This is a genomic window from Trinickia dabaoshanensis (assembly GCF_002879885.1).
Classification (GTDB): domain Bacteria; phylum Pseudomonadota; class Gammaproteobacteria; order Burkholderiales; family Burkholderiaceae; genus Trinickia; species Trinickia dabaoshanensis.
The window spans coordinates 81038-95685 of the sequence record NZ_PNYA01000010.1 but is presented as its reverse complement, the minus strand read 5'-3'; the positions used below and the strand labels follow the sequence as shown (position 1 = coordinate 95685).

The following is a 14648-nucleotide window of genomic DNA, read 5'->3' as shown; positions in this document are numbered from 1 at the left end:
ACCCCAATGGCGGAATCCCATAGGAATTCCACGTCCTGGCATAGGACGGACCTCACCGCACTCGCGGTGAACCTTTCAGCGTGGGATCAGACGAGACGTGGAGGTCGCCACAACCCGTTCGGATCGCGGACCGGAACAGAGTCGGTGTAGTGGAAGGCGACCGGACAGTCGAATGCCACCGGGTGGCCGACGTCGGCGCGGGGGGCCGGATAGTAGAGGCTGCCGAACTGGCACTGTACGGTGATCTTGCAAAACGCCCCTTTCGCCTTCGCTTTGCCGTCCGGCGAGGACTTCGTTGCGTCGCAGCCGGGCATGTCTGCGGGCGTAACGGGGCCCACGTCCGCGGACATCGCTTGCTGCATCGGACATTCACCGGTCACGCCGCTCGCGGCCAGCCCACTGATGGGCAGCACCGCACAAAGCAGCAAGAGAATCAACGTCCGGAGCAGTTTCATGGCGGCGATTATAACCGACGATTTTCAGTACTGCGACGCCACTCTGACCTGACGCGTCGTCCGATACTCGCGCGGCACCGACTACCGTGGCGGGCAATTCGATGGCCGTACGTGAAGGTCCTGGCATGGATAGGGCTTCGGCAGCCGAATGGCGATAGCGCGCGCTGAAGCATTTCCGGAGGCTCCGTCCGCTATCTGATTTGTCGGGCTTGCGCAGCCGCCGAGCACGAGCAAAGTCGCAAACGATGCAGCAGCATATCGATTGCTTCGCACGATTGGTTTCATCTAGGATTCGGGTTATGGAGTCGGTTTGACGTGGCCTTGTGGTTCACACGCCACGCAGATGAAGGCAGTCGGCGATGGCATCGATACCGAGCACCGCCGCCGCTCCCCGCGGCGTCAATGCTGTGCCGCCCACTTCGGCTCGAACAGGTTATGGAGTTCCCTGTTTCGGGCAATGGTTTGAGGGCTCGGTGGGTAGTCGCGCTTGCTGGCCGGAAGCCCGCCATCGTGATAAGCCTGAAGCAGCTCTTGGTGTACCTGTTCTCGCGTAGCCGTGCTTCCGGATTGGCTCACCATTGAACCAGACGACGTGATGCTAGCGGTCGATTCGACGGGGTTACCCGTGACGGCGTTCGGATAGCCGTGTTCGCCGTCCGCAAACGCGGACGTGGCGGCGGTTGCGGCAACGATGATGGCAGCGACAATTCGGATGTTCATGTTCTTTCTCCGTTTCGAATCGTGGGGCCGTCAAACACGACCCCGACAGTCATCATTCTGGAGAGCCGCCTCTGAATGGGCCGTGACATGGAAATGATCTTTTGGTCATGCCGCGTTCATCTACCGATTCGCGGAAGGCGATATACATTACCGTGAAAAAAGCACCCGGCGGTTAAGCCGGGCTTATAAGAGATGGTCACCCAGGACGTCTCGACATCATGGGCGAACCACTCGCGTGGAAGGACGCGAAAATGGCATAGCCAAGTTACGTGGTACCGGGCAAAGGACTTGAAACCAGGACAGCAGCCACCAACACGACACCAGCGAGCACGATGGACTCGACGTGAAGAACCAAGCCAAAGCGGCGAAGCAGACCAGTAGGCTCAGTCGCTGATGGACTCCTGAGTGCCGACATGAGTTTCGGCATCTCGAAGAAACGATTGTGTCCGCCCAGCGCCGCCGCAATCAGCACAAGTGCCAGCTTGAGCAACAGTAACTGACCGTACGTCGACTCGAGTAGATTCGAGGGTGCGTTGACACCTCTCCATCCGTTGTACGCTCCCGTGCTGAACAGAACAAAAAGCGCATACGTCGCTGCGTCCGACAACGATTGAACGAACGATGCGCTGTGCTGCATCTCGCTTCCCGGAGCGTCGAGCAGATGCGGCATCACGACATATGTAGTGATGAGCACGAGTCCCACCCAAGCACTGATAGCCAGCAGATGCAGCCAGTCGACCCACACTGGCAAACTGAAAAACCCGGCATCCACAGGATGCCCACTGTTACTGCGCGCCAGCGCCACGATGGCCAGGGAGATCCACATCACAAGTGGGAAGCGGGTTTCATTCCCGGAGCGCAGGAACGACAGAACCACAATGCAAAGCGTGAACACGGCACCAACTAACCACACATGTCCGAACCCGGTTCCGACAAGCATCGACCAAACAGCCGGTCCAGCTTCGAGCAACGTCGAATCACTCATCAACGCGCAGTGCGCCCAGAACGACAGCACGCTTGAGAGCAATGAGCCAATGGACGCGACGCGCAGCGTCATGAGCAGACGCAGTCCGACACCATCCTGCCATGTTGACGCGCCGCGTGCGAGCCATTGACTGCTGAGCAGTGCCCCGACGATGACGGCGAAGCCAACGTTCTGGATAGCCACGGAGATCAGTCGGAGGATACCGAGGGACCCTTCGTTCATCACTTCACCTTGAAGGTATAGGTGCCCTTGGTCTTGTGAGCGTCGGCCGTCATCACCGCCCACTGCACCGTGTAGGCGCCAGAGGTGAGCTTCGGCACGGCAAGCGTCATGACGCGAGGATTGGATGCGTCAACCCTGGCTTTCTCCTTAGTGACCTGCGCTCCGTTTGCATCGGACACCTTCACCGAGCTGAAATTCGGCTCGATGTCTTCATTGAACGCAAGCCGCAACGTATTCGGCGCCACGTCAACCGTGCTGCCCAATGCCGGGGCAGCCGTTTCAAGCTTGCCATGCGCCAGTGCAGCGACAGGCACGAGCGCAATCGCGCTGGCCGCAGACAGGCCGGCCAGATGCCTTAGAGTCAAAGTCTTCATCTTCTTGCTCGTCTCGAATGGTCAATGCAGGACACGACACAAACGTATCCCGCCAGAATCGGTCACTGCTTCTGCAGCTTCACCACGGTGAGCGCGCCGTTCACTTCCTCCGCCACGAAATCGATCTTGTCGCCAACCTTTACCTGCGACAGCATTGCCGGATCCTTTACCTTGAAGACCATCGTCATCGCTTCCATGCCGAGGTTCTCGAGCGGGCCGTGCTTGATGGTCAGCTTGCCATTGGCGGTGTCGACTTTCTTGATTTCGCCGTGCGACATGCTGCTCTTCGCGTCTGCGCTTTGCTTCGCGGCACCGCTCATGTCCATGTTACCCATATCGCCCGCCGCATACGACGCAGCGGAAAACGCCAGCGCACAGCCCATCGCAATCGAAACAAGTGCATGCTTCATCGTGCTTTCTCCAAAGTTTGAAGGGATGAAATCAATGGTCGGGGTGCCCCCGACCTGGTTGTGAAATTCAACTATCCGGAAACTCGCCGGTGTATTCGTAGGCCACGGTCCCCTTCGGATGTTTGAACCAACCGGGGTCGCGGTAGTCGTTGCGGCCAAGGCCGTGCCGAACCTTGACGACCGTGAACATTCCACCCATTTCCAGTGGACCGAACGGTCCGGTGCCAGTCATCATCGGCAGTGTGTTGTCGGGCAGCGGCATCTCCATCCCGCCCATCGCACCGCCCGTACTGCCCATCGCCATGTAGTCAGGCACCAGTTTGTTGATGCGCTTTGCGAGATCCTGCTGCGGCACGCCAATCAGGTTGGGGACCTGGTGCCCCATCGCGTTCATCGTGTGGTGCGATTTATGGCAATGGAGTGCCCAATCGCCAGGGCGGTTGGCGGTGAACTCAATGGCCCGCATCTGGCCCACCGCCACATCGGTCGTCACTTCGGGCCAGCGCGCGGCAGGCGGTATCCATCCACCGTCGGTGCCCGCCACCTCGAAGCTGTAGCCGTGCAGGTGAATGGGGTGATTCGTCATCGTCAGATTGCCGAATCGAATGCGTACGCGATCGCCTGCGCGCACCGGCAACGGGTCGATGCCAGGGAATACGCGCGAGTTGAACGTCCACATGTTGAAGTCCGTCATTTCATTGACGCGCGGCGTGTAGCTGCCGGGATCAATGTCGTAGGCGGCAAGCAGGAAGACGAAGTCGCGGTCGACCGGCATCACGCCGCGGTCCTGTGGATGCACGATGAAGATGCCCATCATGCCCATCGCCATCTGCACCATCTCGTCGGCGTGCGGGTGATACATGAACGTGCCATGCTTTTCGAGCTGGAACTCGTAGACGAAGGTCTTGCCCGGCGGGATATGCGGCTGCGTGAGACCACCCACGCCGTCCATCCCGTTGGGCAGAAGCATGCCGTGCCAATGAATGGTGGTGTGCTCGGGAAGCTTGTTGGTTACGAAGATTCGAACCTTGTCCCCTTCAACCGCTTCGATGGTCGGGCCGGGCGACTGACCGTTGTAGCCCCATAGGTTCGCCTTCATCCCGGGCGCCATTTCACGCACGACCGGTTCGGCCGTCAGATGAAACTCCTTCCAGCCATTCTTCATCCGCCAGGGCAGCGTCCATCCATTGAGCGTCGCAACCGGCGTGTACGCGCGGCCGTTGGTCGGCACGAGCGGCGGCTGCGTAGTGGCGTTCGCCGTCGTGGGCGCTTCAGGCAGCGATGCGGCGCCGACCTTGCTGACCATCGCGGCGCCCAGGAGCGCGGCTCCCGAGCCGCTGAGAAATTGTCGACGGGACACCATGTTATTTACCTTCCGAATTCGTTGTCGACGCCGGTCGCGCCGCGGGTTGGGTCGTGTCGGCCGCGTGCGCCCCCTTCGCTGCCTGAGCCTCGCCCGCTCGAGGCAGACGCCCCCCAAGCGCTTGCTGGAGGTGCGTTTCCGCCAGCCAGTAATCCTTCAGCGCATCGATATAACTGTTGACCGCCCCCACCTGCTCACGTGAATCAGCGAGCAACTCGAACACGCTGGCCAGCATGCCGTTATAGCGAAGCAGCAGTTCGTCCGAGATGGTCTTGCGTAGCGGAACGACCTCATCGCGATAGTGCTTGGCGACGTCATAGCTGGTCACATATGCGAAGTAGGATTCGCGGACTTCCGAGCGTGCATCGATGGCGGTCTGCGCCAACTGGTTGACAGACTGCATGTAGGTGGCTTCCGCACGGGCAACCTTTACGCTACCGAAGTCGAAAATGGGAATCTCCACGCTGATTTCGTAGCCGTGCTCGTGTCCCTTGTCGGTCTCGTAGTTGTGCAGGTAGCCGACATCGAGCGCGTTGACGAACCGCGTGGCCTTGCTGAGTCCCAGCGAGGACGCAACGCCCTGAGTCCGCAGCTTTGCCGCCTGAATGTCCAGGCGGTTCTGCATCGCATAGCTTTCCAGGTCATTGAGGTCCGGCCGCTCCTTCGGCAACTCGGGCAAGCGGTCCGGAAGCTGATACTGAGTTCCCGCACCCCATAAGCCCATCGTGCGCGTGAGCTTTTCGCGAGCGGCCACAGCCTGCTGGCGTGCCTTGGCTTGCTGCGCGACCGCGTCTGCATAGAAGGCCTGTTCGCGCGCGTAGTCGAGCTTGCTGAAATTGCCCGCCTGACGCATGCGTAGCGCGAGTTCGGCGCTGGCGTCTGCCGAATCCCTGACCTGCTCGGCATACTTTGCCGCCTGCTCGGCGGCAACGGCATTGACATAGGCGCTGCGGGCATCCGCCGCAACCTTGAGCATCGTATCGGCAGTCTCGAGCTTCGTTTGTTCGAACCGGCGGCTTTCGATGTGTGCAGCGAGCGGAAGCGTCAGAATGCTGAGGGCATTGGCGGAAAACGTGCGGCCGATACTCAGGTCGCCATTGCTGGCACGCGTCCGGCTGAAGGTAAAGCCAGGATTAGGGAGTCGGCCGGCCTGGACGAGGTCTGCCTCCGATAGCCCCAGTTCTGCATAGGAAGCCTGGAGGCCACGATTGTTCAGTAGCGCGACCTGCACCGCGTCGTCCATTGACAGAGGTTTTGCCAGTAACCTTTGGCTTCGTTTGGCTATCGATTCCCAGTCCGCGTCGGTCTTGGCGATGACCGCATCCTTGCCGATTCGCTCCGAAGCGGTAGAGGAGATGCCATTGAATCCGCCGTCTTTCGAGAAAGTCGTACACCCTGCGAGGAAAACCATCACGGCAATCCCCACGCCCATCCGGGTGAAGATGAATCGCTTCATCATTTGCCGGACTCCTCATGCGTCAAGTGGGCCTCGTCGCCACTGTCGACAGGCGTGGCGGACATGGCGCCGTGCTTCATGCCGCCCTTCATCATGGGCTTCTCCATCACGGCTCGATTGAGTTGCTGCCAGGTCGGTCCCTCGCCATCTTGATAGGGTCGGTATCCGTCGAAGGCGGACGGCACCATGATGGCCGGCACCGAGGCTGCTGCGTCCGTCGGGTCAGGAATTGTTGTCGTGGCGTGCGCGAGCCACGGCAAGGTAGCCGCCGCGCCGAGCAGCGCTGCAGATATCAGTCGCATACGTTTTCTCGTCGTGAGTCATCTGGCTGGCCCTGAGAGGCCGCCAGTATGGATTTCAGGCCGCGGTCTGTTCACCGCGAGCAAGGACTAGACGGGAAAGCGGCGAGGAGGTCGCTCGATGCCGTCGGTCAGGAATGACACGACACCGGCGGATGGCGGGAATGAAACGATAGCGCGGCGTACGTCCGCAGAAACAGCGACCGCTGGGACAGTCGGCAACCCCGCGCCGAAACAGCAGGACGTGCAGGTGGAACACGAATGCGCCTGATGAGCGTCGCCGTGGTAACGATGGTGGTGGTCGTCGTCGGCAAGCGCGATGCCATGCTTGACACGGGAGTGGTGCGCCGACGCGGCCTCTTGGGCACGGGGCGCATGCGCCTCGCTGGCGTCGCCGTATGTGGCAACACATTTCATCGAGATAGCCGCGAACGACTGAACCGGGAGGCTCAGCGCGAGCAACACGACGATGAAGAGTTTGCGCCAGTACGACATGGGAGCGGAGTCTAGCATGCAGCTGTCAAGCCTGAAAGGTCAAGAACGTGTCAGGGTGTAACCGGTGTCGGACTCACTCCTCACGATGTACCGCTGGAGCTTACAACCGTCAGCGTGACGACGACATGGCCACAAAATGACCGAATTTTCACGCAGCGCTACACCAGGCGTTGGGACATTGAGTCCTTTTGGCGACGGTCGGCCAGACTGCCAGGGTTTCGTGAAAGAATTGTCATCCCTCGGTCATTTTTCGCGCATCCCGGCGCTCGTAAGCTCAGGCAGTAAACTGCCCGGTCCGGACAGCAGCCAGCCTCAATTTCCATGCGGATACTCATTGTCGAAGACGAACCCAAATTGGCGTCGTACCTCCAGAAGGGATTGATGGAGGCAAGCTACACGGTCGATGTCGCTGAAAATGGCAAGGACGGCCTGTTCCTGGCGCTGCACGAGAATTTCGACCTCATAGTGCTCGACGTCATGCTGCCGGAAATGGACGGCTTCGAGGTCCTCAGGCGATTGCGGCTACGGAAGCAGACCCCGGTGCTACTCCTAACCGCCAGAGAGGCCGTTGAGGACAAGGTCGCCGGGCTTGAACTAGGCGCCGACGACTACCTCCCAAAGCCTTTCGCCTACGCTGAATTCCTCGCCCGCATCCGGTCGTTGCTGCGACGTGCTCCGCGCAATGTTCGCGACATCCTGCTCGTCGCTGACCTTGAGGTAGACCTTATCAAGCGGCGGGTACGACGTGGAGACAACCGCATCGATCTGACCGCGCAGGAGTTCGCTCTGCTCCAACTGCTTGCTGAACGTGAGGGCGAAGTACTCACTCGCACTTTCATCACCTCTCAGATTTGGGACATGAACTTCGACAGCGACACGAATGTCGTCGACGCTGCCATCAAGCGCCTGCGCGCCAAAATCGACAACGCTTATGAGAAGAAGCTCATCCATACGATTCGCGGCATGGGCTATGTGCTCGAGGACCGCTCGTGACTAACCGCCGGCCATATTCACTGCTCGGGCGTCTGACGCTTGCGTTCGCAGTGGTCGCAGCGCTTGTCTTTGCGCTGACCGGCGCCTACCTCTATCGGTCTCTCTCTGCGGAACTGCAACGGCGCGACGACATCGAGATCAGTGGCAAACTTTCCCAGTTTCTGCAGATTGCCCGCTCGAGCGGTTCTACGCAGGCAATCCGTGCGAACCCCGCTGTCTTTCACGAGGTGCTACTGTCGCATCCTGGGGTGTACCTGGGCGTCTATGACGGCCAAAACAGTCCGCTTGTCGAACACACAGACAAACCAGGTGTGGCGCTGAAGGCGATCATCACCGACCAGTACCCAAGTCGCACGCCCTATGCCTGCTCCCCCGAAGGGATTGGGCCCTCGCGTTGCACCTTCGCCGAGGAGAGACTCCCGTCCGGGGAAACCGTTCGGGTATCGCTCGTACGATCGGCAACCGATCGGCATTCGCTTCTTGACAGCTACCGCATCGACATCTGGTTTGCAACTGCGGCGGGCGCCCTCCTGGTTGCGGCACTTGGCTACGCGGTTGCACGCCGCGGGCTCCAACCTGTTGAATGCCTCGGCCGACAGACGTCGAGCATCGAGGCACACAACCTGAGCGAGCGACTCGACATAGCGGGCGGCCCGGTTGAGTTGCGGGAACTCGCCCTATCCGTGAACCGCATGCTGGACCGACTCGAGCGGGCATTTGTCCGGCTATCGCAATTTTCGTCTGATCTGGCGCACGACATGCGGACGCCGCTTGCCAATGTCATCAGCTCATCCCAAGTCACGTTATCGCGGCCCAGAACCCGCGAGGAATACGAAACGCTCATCGACTCGAATGTCGAGGAATGCGAGCGTCTGCAGCGGATGATCGAGAACATGTTGTTTCTCGCCCGCACGGATAACGCGCGGCAACATCTCAAGTTCTCCAGCCTTGACGCAGCGAGCGAACTGGGCCGGTTGGCCTCCTATTTTCAAAGCATCGCCGACGACAAAAGCGTCACGATCGTGGTCAAAGGAAACGCCCAAATATCTGCCGACGCCACATTATTTCGACGTGCGATCGGTAATCTCATCTCCAACGCTTTGGACCATGCATCCGCAGGCTCGACTGTCATGCTGGCCTCGTTCCATTCGTCCGGGCACGCGATCGTTGAAGTCACCAATCAAGGACGTCCCATCCCACCCGAGCATATGGACAGGATTTTCGAGCGCTTCTATCGAATCGACACGTCGAGACACGGTTCCTCGAAGAACGCGGGGCTGGGACTTGCCATTGTCAAATCCATCATGGAGCTTCATCGGGGCGCTGCCGGTGTTCGGAGCAGCGAACTTGGCACGACGTTCACATTGCGATTTCCGCAGTCAAGGGCCGCGTAAAGGGGTACCAACCTGCGCTTGTAGAGACGAAATGTGTCGCTTGTCAGGCGAGATTGTAAACGTACTAATGCCTGTGAAGATGATCAATGCCGGGAAAGAGCGCGTGTCAATGTGTGATGGACACGTGCACGTGCGAATGCGCATATTCCAGCCTATCATGCGTGTGCTCATGCCGTTCGCGTCGCCGTACGCGCGAAGCGCCGACGATTGCCAAGCGTTGTTGCCATAGAGGCTGGTCCAGCGCGGAAGCGACACCGCAGCCCAATTCGCGGGACCGTTCAAGGGCGTGGTCAATCGACCGCTTATTCTGATTCTCGTCGCTTCGCTCCGCTTCCAAACCGCTGCGTCGTCGGAGGCGAACCTCGACATGCAGGACAAAAGAAATACCTCAGGGTCGACTGCGTAGAGGACAAGCGCCTCAAACGAGGACGTAGATAAACGTTGTTTGGCGCGCGAACATCGAGCTTTCAGTCACCGCGACGACAATGGCTATTGGGGCGTATCCATGCCGCGACATTCGCGGGTGCTGATCGAAGCGCCAAACAAGCTCTCGACGTCAGATTTTACACTTTAGCGAATCCCGGCCGGTCGACAAGACGACGGTCTTGCCGCAAGAGCGACCGCCGAATCGCCGTGCGAATGGGGACGAAGCAGCGCTCCTGGAATAATACGGCCGCGATAACCGTAAATATAAGGTAAAGCGGATAGGAGGCCATGGATGGCTCAAACGCTTTCGCGCTTGCCGCGCACGCGGAGAAATGTGCGGCGCATCGTAATATGGGTTCATTGACGTCGGTCAACTTCAGCCCTTTGATTGCCACGGCAAATAAAGCGCCATGAATGCCGAAGATCGACAGTGCGGCGTTTCCGAGCCGGGAGACGGTCCGGTGCGCCCATCGTGGTATGTGAGCATCTGCACACAACACCACCAGCGCCAGCTCCGCAGGCATCAACGCGCCATTGTGCAAGACGTAGAGCAAGTACAGCGGTCCAGTCGCAATCAAACGCGACGCTAGCAAGAACGACAGAACGACGAAGGCCGCTGCTACCGGCTTTCGCCAACGACCGCCGAGCATCCACTTCAAATGTCCAGACGCATAAAGACTGTATAGCAAGATGCCACCCAAAAATTCCGGAATGCGTAGGATTGGGTTATGTTCGATCGTGCCGACGGCAACCGGTGTGTACGCCCCCATCAACACGACCGTAAGGGGCGGGACCAAATACAGCAGCCAAATAGCGATGAGTGCGATAGCTCGGCGACGCATGTTTGCGAGCCGTGGGGCCAGTATCGGAAAGCAGAGATAGAAGAACAGCAGACAACCCAGGGACCAGGACGGCGCGTTGATCGAGGAATACCGTGGATCCCATACCTGTAGCATTAAGATATTCAGTAGCCAGTTAAACACTCCCGGGGTGGTACTCAGTTGAACCGCCGACTGAGCCCCCCGGCCCAAAGAAGGCAGGAAAAATAAGTCGAAAGACCGAGTGCTGATCAATAAAACAAGAGTAAATAGAAATAGTCCGATCAAGTGAATGGGGTAGATTTCAGAAAGTCTTTTAACGAGAAAATCGCGCGTGCCGCCGCGCAACGCGCCACCTCGCTCAATATAGACATGCGTGAGAATGAACCCCGAAAGGATGAAGAAGCTGCTCGTAGCAAAGCCACCTAGATCGGTGAGCCAGATGAGTGGCAGGTCGTTGGCTTGCGGGTAGGCATGGATTGTATGGAATACCATGAGGTACACGGCAAGTACGAAGCGCATCGCGTCAAGGCCGACGATCGTTTTTCTCATGGCTCTTCCGTTGAGTAAGTGCGAGTTCCCGGCCATTGTCTGCCCCGCTAGAGCAAAATGACACCGTACGCCCTTTCGAACTACCATGAACTATAGCGTGTGGTGCGCGAACTTAAGGCGGATCGTCCGAAAGCAGCGCCATTTTGGCAAGATTGCTCGTACCCCGTCCGCTGCAGAGCCCTATCCCCCCCCGCTCAATCTGTTGATCCATTACTTTGCGATGCATCGCGAACAACGCTCGAAAAAAATTCGCCTCCACATCGCCACGCGGTGACCTGAGAACGTGGATTAACCGGGCGATCATCGCCGCTCCGGCCATGTCGAACGGTCATTGCACACCTACGGTCGAGCGATATGCGCGTGGCGAGTCCGACAACTTCATCGAACGGCGATCGGTGTTAACTGGCGGCCTTTCTGGAACGTGGTCCCACCTCGCCAAATGTCACGCTCGAGCACAAGGAAATTTTCTGACAATCATTTACTTATGAAAATGCTCCCCATCGAGGACGAGGCCGCCATTGCGGCGAACGTCTACCTCGACAACAAAGCTTTCGATTGCGCGAAGCGGAGGCTCGGCCATATCGAACTCTCTTGCCCCACTCGCCTTTACGAAAGCGGCCCTCACATAGTTGTGCGACGAACGCGCGAAAGCCGACATTCCAGATTGAAGCCGCACGGTCCGCGCCATCGTAACCGAACCATTCGTACTTCCCAGCGTTCGCCTTCCCATGATGGCTGGGGAACAGCGGCGTAGGCATGGTCTAGGGATTCTCCCAGCTCCTGAACGGGCCTCTGGCCGGCGCGCTTGAGCGATGGCCGGCTTGTGGCTGCCGGCCGTGGGCATCATCGCGATGGTGATCGTTCACGGCTTCGGCGCGCGGATTGCGAGCGCGGCCAACATGGGCGTGGGGCTGCTATACCCACACGTGATCGCATCGGTGGCAAGAGCGGCGATAGCCATTTCAACCGGGCCGCAGAACGACAGCGCTTGAGGTGAAGTTCAGCGGACTTGGTGCAGTTGCGCCCCGGGCATCCACACTCAGTGTCCATAGCTCAACTTCAGCACGCAGTTCCCCAGGCGAGGTCGCAATCACGCGCCTCAGCGCAAGGCAACTTCCGCGACGCCTGCGATCGCTAAAAGCACGACGACAGCAAGCGGCGGGATTTTCCATCGAGTGAGCAGGAAGACGCCAATCGCGGCGACCGCAAAGTCGATCTCGGAGTGGGTAGGATTCGTCCACATGGGCGAATATAGAGCAGTTGCCGTCAGGCCCGCTCATGGCGACATCGACATGAAAGCCGCCGCTTTCCAGGTAGTGCTAAACGTTTGCGGCAATGGATGCGTCGTCCTCGATGATGAGCACTTTCGCGAATGATTGCCGGAACATTCCCCTGCGTGTCAGACAGGCCGAGGCGGGATGTCGCCCCTTATCGTCGCTCCGGCCTGCCGGACGCCAGAACTGGCGAGCGGTTAGCGCATGTTGCCTGTGTGACCGAGCGAATAGCGTCCGGGTTGCGGCCAGACGGTCATCCCGTGCGGCTCCATGCCGACCGGAATGGATTTGCCGACACCGGTCCTCGTGTCGATTGCATAGACGACGTCGTCGAACCGGCCGGACAGCCACAACGTTTTGCCGTCCGCGCTGACATTACCCATGTCCGGGCTGCCGCCGCCGGGAATCGGCCACGTTGCGACGACCTTGCGCGTCGCGAAGTCGATCACCGACACGCTGCCCTTGCCATGCCGCGGCCCATGAATGAGATTCGAGCCACGGTTCGCGACGTACAGCTTCGTTCCATCGCGGCTCGGATAGAGTCCATGTGCGCCCACACCGGTCTCGAGGAAGCCGATCTTCGTGAAGCTGTCACCGTCCACGAGGAACACGCCGTCGGCTTTCATGTCCGCAACGTAAAACACCTTGCCGTCCGACGAAATACGGATGTCCTGCGGCATGCCCTTCTTATTCAGATCGAGATAGCCGACGACCTTGCGATTCACGAGATCGATCTTCGCGACCCTCCCGCCGAATTCGCACGTAAACAGCACGTATTTTCCGTCGATCGAGAAGTCGGCGTGGTTGATTCCTTTGCACCCCGGCACGGACAGGCTCGATTTCAGCGCCATCGTGTGCGGGTCGCGAAAGTCGAGACGCTCGTGCGCTTCCGCGACGACAATTGCGTCCTTGCCGTCCGGCGTGAAATACATGTTGTAAGGATCGTCGACCATCACTTCCTTACCGGGCTTACCGGTTTTCGGATTGATCGGCGTCAGGCTGCCGTCGGAACGTCCTTCGGCATTGTTGGTGACCCACAGCGTCTGCAGATCCCAGGACGGAACGATGTGCTGCGGGCTGTAGCCGACGTGAAACTTGTCCGCGACCTTGAACGTGGTCGGGTCGATCACATACACGTCGTTCGAACGCAGATTCGGCACGTAGATGCGCGATAGCGCACCCGCGACTGCCGGGCTCATGTGACCGGCGCCCGCTTCGCCATACAGGTTGCCAGGATTCACGACGGGCGGCATACCCGGCACGGTGGCCACGGCCGATGCGGCAAACACCGCGCCCGCAGGCCAGCAACCGGCCAGCCCGGCGGCAAGCGACGTTGCGATGCGCGACAAACGGCTGGGAATCAATTTCATGGCAGTTTTCGTTATCGAATGAATGGGTGATGAAAGACGACTAACCGGCCGTTTTAGCGGCTGGCGACCTCCGCCCTGATCGCGCCGACGGTGCGCGACACAATCGTATCAACGCCGAGCTGCCCGAGCTCGACGCTTGAGCGGCGCGGATCGCCGCCATAGACGCCATCGGCGGCACGGAGCTTCGGCGCGTCGCGCAAGCGGTCGACGCGCACCATTTGCGGAGCGACCGCCAACAGCAATGACGTATCGGCCAGTCCTGCGTGCGTGCCGATCTCGTCGTCACGCACGCCGCGCTGACGCAGAATCTGCGCGTAGCCGTCGGAACTCGATGCGTAATATTCCGGCGGGACGAACGCGCGCGCGCCCGACCCGGCCCACGTCTTGTTCAGATACGCGACCGCGCGCTTGATGTCGTTCTGGTAGCCACCGTGATCGCCGAGAAAAACGATGTTCGTGAAACCGTGAACCTTAAAACTGTTCGCCGCAGACTCAAGGGTCTTTTCGAACACGTCGTCGGGTACCGTGATCGTGCCGGGGAAACGCATATGCGAGGTGGGCGGAGCATAGCCGCCCTCGGGAACGTAGGCGATCACGGGGGCGACAAGTGCGTTGCCAAGTTGTTCCGCGATGCGCCGCGACAACACCTTGACGCGCGCATTGTGCTTGCCTAGCGCGACGTACGGTCCGCTTTGCTCGATCCCGCCGATGGGTATGATGATCGTGGTCTTGCCAGCGTGGATCTGGTCGCGCAGCTCGGTCCAGGTCAGATCTTCCAGCTGTACTGTCCTGGGTGTCTGCGCCATGGCGGACTGGGTAACCGCACAAACGACCGCGGCGGCGAAAGCGCTTTGAAGGTTGAAACGCATACTGTGCTGAATGCGAAGGTCGGAGGAACACGGCTCAGCAGTCTACGCGAACTTTAGGTTAGTGAACGCGCTTTGCGCCCGAAACTCCCGCGCACACGCTGCGGGTCGTCCCGCGGCTTGCCAATGCCCAAACTCCTGCCTCGCGGTTGGAACATGCCCGGTCAGCCGGAAAA

15 protein-coding genes are annotated in these 14648 nt (G+C 59.5%); 3 read left to right on the top strand and 12 right to left on the bottom strand.

Annotated features, from left to right (window positions below):
- Positions 1 to 86: 86 nt before the first annotated feature.
- The 9 genes from C0Z18_RS12725 to C0Z18_RS12685 form a co-directional block, all read right to left on the bottom strand.
- Entirely contained in the window at positions 87 to 455 is a 369-nt protein-coding gene (locus C0Z18_RS12725; RefSeq protein WP_102645775.1) for a hypothetical protein, read from the bottom strand.
- 399 nt (positions 456 to 854) lie between these two features.
- Entirely contained in the window at positions 855 to 1175 is a 321-nt protein-coding gene (locus C0Z18_RS12720; RefSeq protein ID WP_102645774.1) for a DUF4148 domain-containing protein, read from the bottom strand.
- Positions 1176 to 1440: 265 nt separating this feature from the next.
- Positions 1441 to 2382 carry a CopD family protein gene (locus C0Z18_RS12715; RefSeq protein ID WP_102645773.1) on the bottom strand — a complete coding sequence of 314 codons (942 nt, stop codon included), beginning with the start codon at positions 2380 to 2382 and terminating at the stop codon, positions 1441 to 1443.
- Complete coding sequence (gene copC / locus C0Z18_RS12710) at positions 2382 to 2756, bottom strand: copper homeostasis periplasmic binding protein CopC (protein ID WP_102645772.1); 375 nt, start codon at positions 2754 to 2756, stop codon at positions 2382 to 2384. The genes C0Z18_RS12715 and copC overlap by 1 nt, the downstream gene beginning before the upstream one ends.
- A 62-nt stretch (positions 2757 to 2818) precedes the next feature.
- Positions 2819 to 3166 (bottom strand): copper-binding protein, encoded by a 348-nt coding sequence (locus C0Z18_RS12705; RefSeq protein ID WP_102645771.1) that lies wholly within the window; start codon positions 3164 to 3166, stop codon positions 2819 to 2821.
- 67 nt (positions 3167 to 3233) lie between these two features.
- Positions 3234 to 4529: a multicopper oxidase family protein gene (locus C0Z18_RS12700; RefSeq protein ID WP_102645770.1), complete on the bottom strand. Its 1296-nt coding sequence runs from the start codon at positions 4527 to 4529 to the stop codon at positions 3234 to 3236.
- Between the two features lies 1 nt (position 4530).
- Complete coding sequence (locus C0Z18_RS12695) at positions 4531 to 5988, bottom strand: TolC family protein (protein WP_102645769.1); 1458 nt, start codon at positions 5986 to 5988, stop codon at positions 4531 to 4533.
- Positions 5985 to 6287: a hypothetical protein gene (locus C0Z18_RS12690; protein WP_102645768.1), complete on the bottom strand. Its 303-nt coding sequence runs from the start codon at positions 6285 to 6287 to the stop codon at positions 5985 to 5987. The genes C0Z18_RS12695 and C0Z18_RS12690 overlap by 4 nt, the downstream gene beginning before the upstream one ends.
- Positions 6288 to 6374: 87 nt before the next feature.
- A complete protein-coding gene (locus C0Z18_RS12685) occupies positions 6375 to 6779 on the bottom strand; it encodes a hypothetical protein (protein ID WP_102645898.1) in 405 nt (134 codons plus the stop codon).
- Between the two features lie 321 nt (positions 6780 to 7100).
- Here C0Z18_RS12685 and C0Z18_RS12680 point away from each other — a divergent pair, with 321 nt between their 5' ends.
- Both C0Z18_RS12680 and C0Z18_RS12675 read left to right on the top strand, forming a co-directional pair.
- Positions 7101 to 7772, top strand: coding sequence for a heavy metal response regulator transcription factor (locus C0Z18_RS12680; RefSeq protein WP_102645767.1), 672 nt, complete (start codon positions 7101 to 7103; stop codon positions 7770 to 7772).
- Positions 7769 to 9166: a heavy metal sensor histidine kinase gene (locus C0Z18_RS12675; protein ID WP_102645766.1), complete on the top strand. Its 1398-nt coding sequence runs from the start codon at positions 7769 to 7771 to the stop codon at positions 9164 to 9166. Before C0Z18_RS12680 ends, C0Z18_RS12675 begins: the two co-directional genes overlap by 4 nt.
- Before the next feature lie 563 nt (positions 9167 to 9729).
- Here C0Z18_RS12675 and C0Z18_RS12670 read toward each other — a convergent pair.
- The gene (locus C0Z18_RS12670) at positions 9730 to 10962 is read right to left on the bottom strand and encodes an acyltransferase family protein (RefSeq protein ID WP_102645897.1); all 1233 of its coding nucleotides are present in this window, start codon (positions 10960 to 10962) and stop codon (positions 9730 to 9732) included.
- A gap of 836 nt (positions 10963 to 11798) precedes the next feature.
- Here C0Z18_RS12670 and C0Z18_RS32945 point away from each other — a divergent pair.
- Positions 11799 to 11954: a hypothetical protein gene (locus C0Z18_RS32945; RefSeq protein ID WP_158244229.1), complete on the top strand. Its 156-nt coding sequence runs from the start codon at positions 11799 to 11801 to the stop codon at positions 11952 to 11954.
- A 479-nt stretch (positions 11955 to 12433) separates the two neighbouring features.
- Here the strand turns inward: C0Z18_RS32945 and C0Z18_RS12645 are convergent, their stop codons facing one another.
- Entirely contained in the window at positions 12434 to 13606 is a 1173-nt protein-coding gene (locus tag C0Z18_RS12645) for a YncE family protein (RefSeq protein ID WP_102645762.1), read from the bottom strand.
- 53 nt (positions 13607 to 13659) lie between these two features.
- The gene (locus C0Z18_RS12640) at positions 13660 to 14475 is read right to left on the bottom strand and encodes a creatininase family protein (RefSeq protein WP_102645761.1); all 816 of its coding nucleotides are present in this window, start codon (positions 14473 to 14475) and stop codon (positions 13660 to 13662) included.
- Positions 14476 to 14648 lie beyond the last annotated feature (173 nt).

Bases quoted from the DNA above. Each gene is read 5' to 3' on its own strand.
- C0Z18_RS12725 (WP_102645775.1), bottom strand. From the start codon at position 455: ATGAAACTGCTCCGGACGTTGATTCTCTTGCTGCTTTGTGCGGTGCTG.
- C0Z18_RS12720 (WP_102645774.1), bottom strand. From the start codon at position 1,175: ATGAACATCCGAATTGTCGCTGCCATCATCGTTGCCGCAACCGCCGCC.
- C0Z18_RS12715 (WP_102645773.1), bottom strand. From the start codon at position 2,382: ATGAACGAAGGGTCCCTCGGTATCCTCCGACTGATCTCCGTGGCTATC.
- copC (WP_102645772.1), bottom strand. From the start codon at position 2,756: ATGAAGACTTTGACTCTAAGGCATCTGGCCGGCCTGTCTGCGGCCAGC.
- C0Z18_RS12705 (WP_102645771.1), bottom strand. From the start codon at position 3,166: ATGAAGCATGCACTTGTTTCGATTGCGATGGGCTGTGCGCTGGCGTTT.
- C0Z18_RS12700 (WP_102645770.1), bottom strand. From the start codon at position 4,529: ATGGTGTCCCGTCGACAATTTCTCAGCGGCTCGGGAGCCGCGCTCCTG.
- C0Z18_RS12695 (WP_102645769.1), bottom strand. From the start codon at position 5,988: ATGATGAAGCGATTCATCTTCACCCGGATGGGCGTGGGGATTGCCGTG.
- C0Z18_RS12690 (WP_102645768.1), bottom strand. From the start codon at position 6,287: ATGCGACTGATATCTGCAGCGCTGCTCGGCGCGGCGGCTACCTTGCCG.
- C0Z18_RS12685 (WP_102645898.1), bottom strand. From the start codon at position 6,779: ATGTCGTACTGGCGCAAACTCTTCATCGTCGTGTTGCTCGCGCTGAGC.
- C0Z18_RS12680 (WP_102645767.1), top strand. From the start codon at position 7,101: ATGCGGATACTCATTGTCGAAGACGAACCCAAATTGGCGTCGTACCTC.
- C0Z18_RS12670 (WP_102645897.1), bottom strand. From the start codon at position 10,962: ATGAGAAAAACGATCGTCGGCCTTGACGCGATGCGCTTCGTACTTGCC.
- C0Z18_RS12645 (WP_102645762.1), bottom strand. From the start codon at position 13,606: ATGAAATTGATTCCCAGCCGTTTGTCGCGCATCGCAACGTCGCTTGCC.
- C0Z18_RS12640 (WP_102645761.1), bottom strand. From the start codon at position 14,475: ATGCGTTTCAACCTTCAAAGCGCTTTCGCCGCCGCGGTCGTTTGTGCG.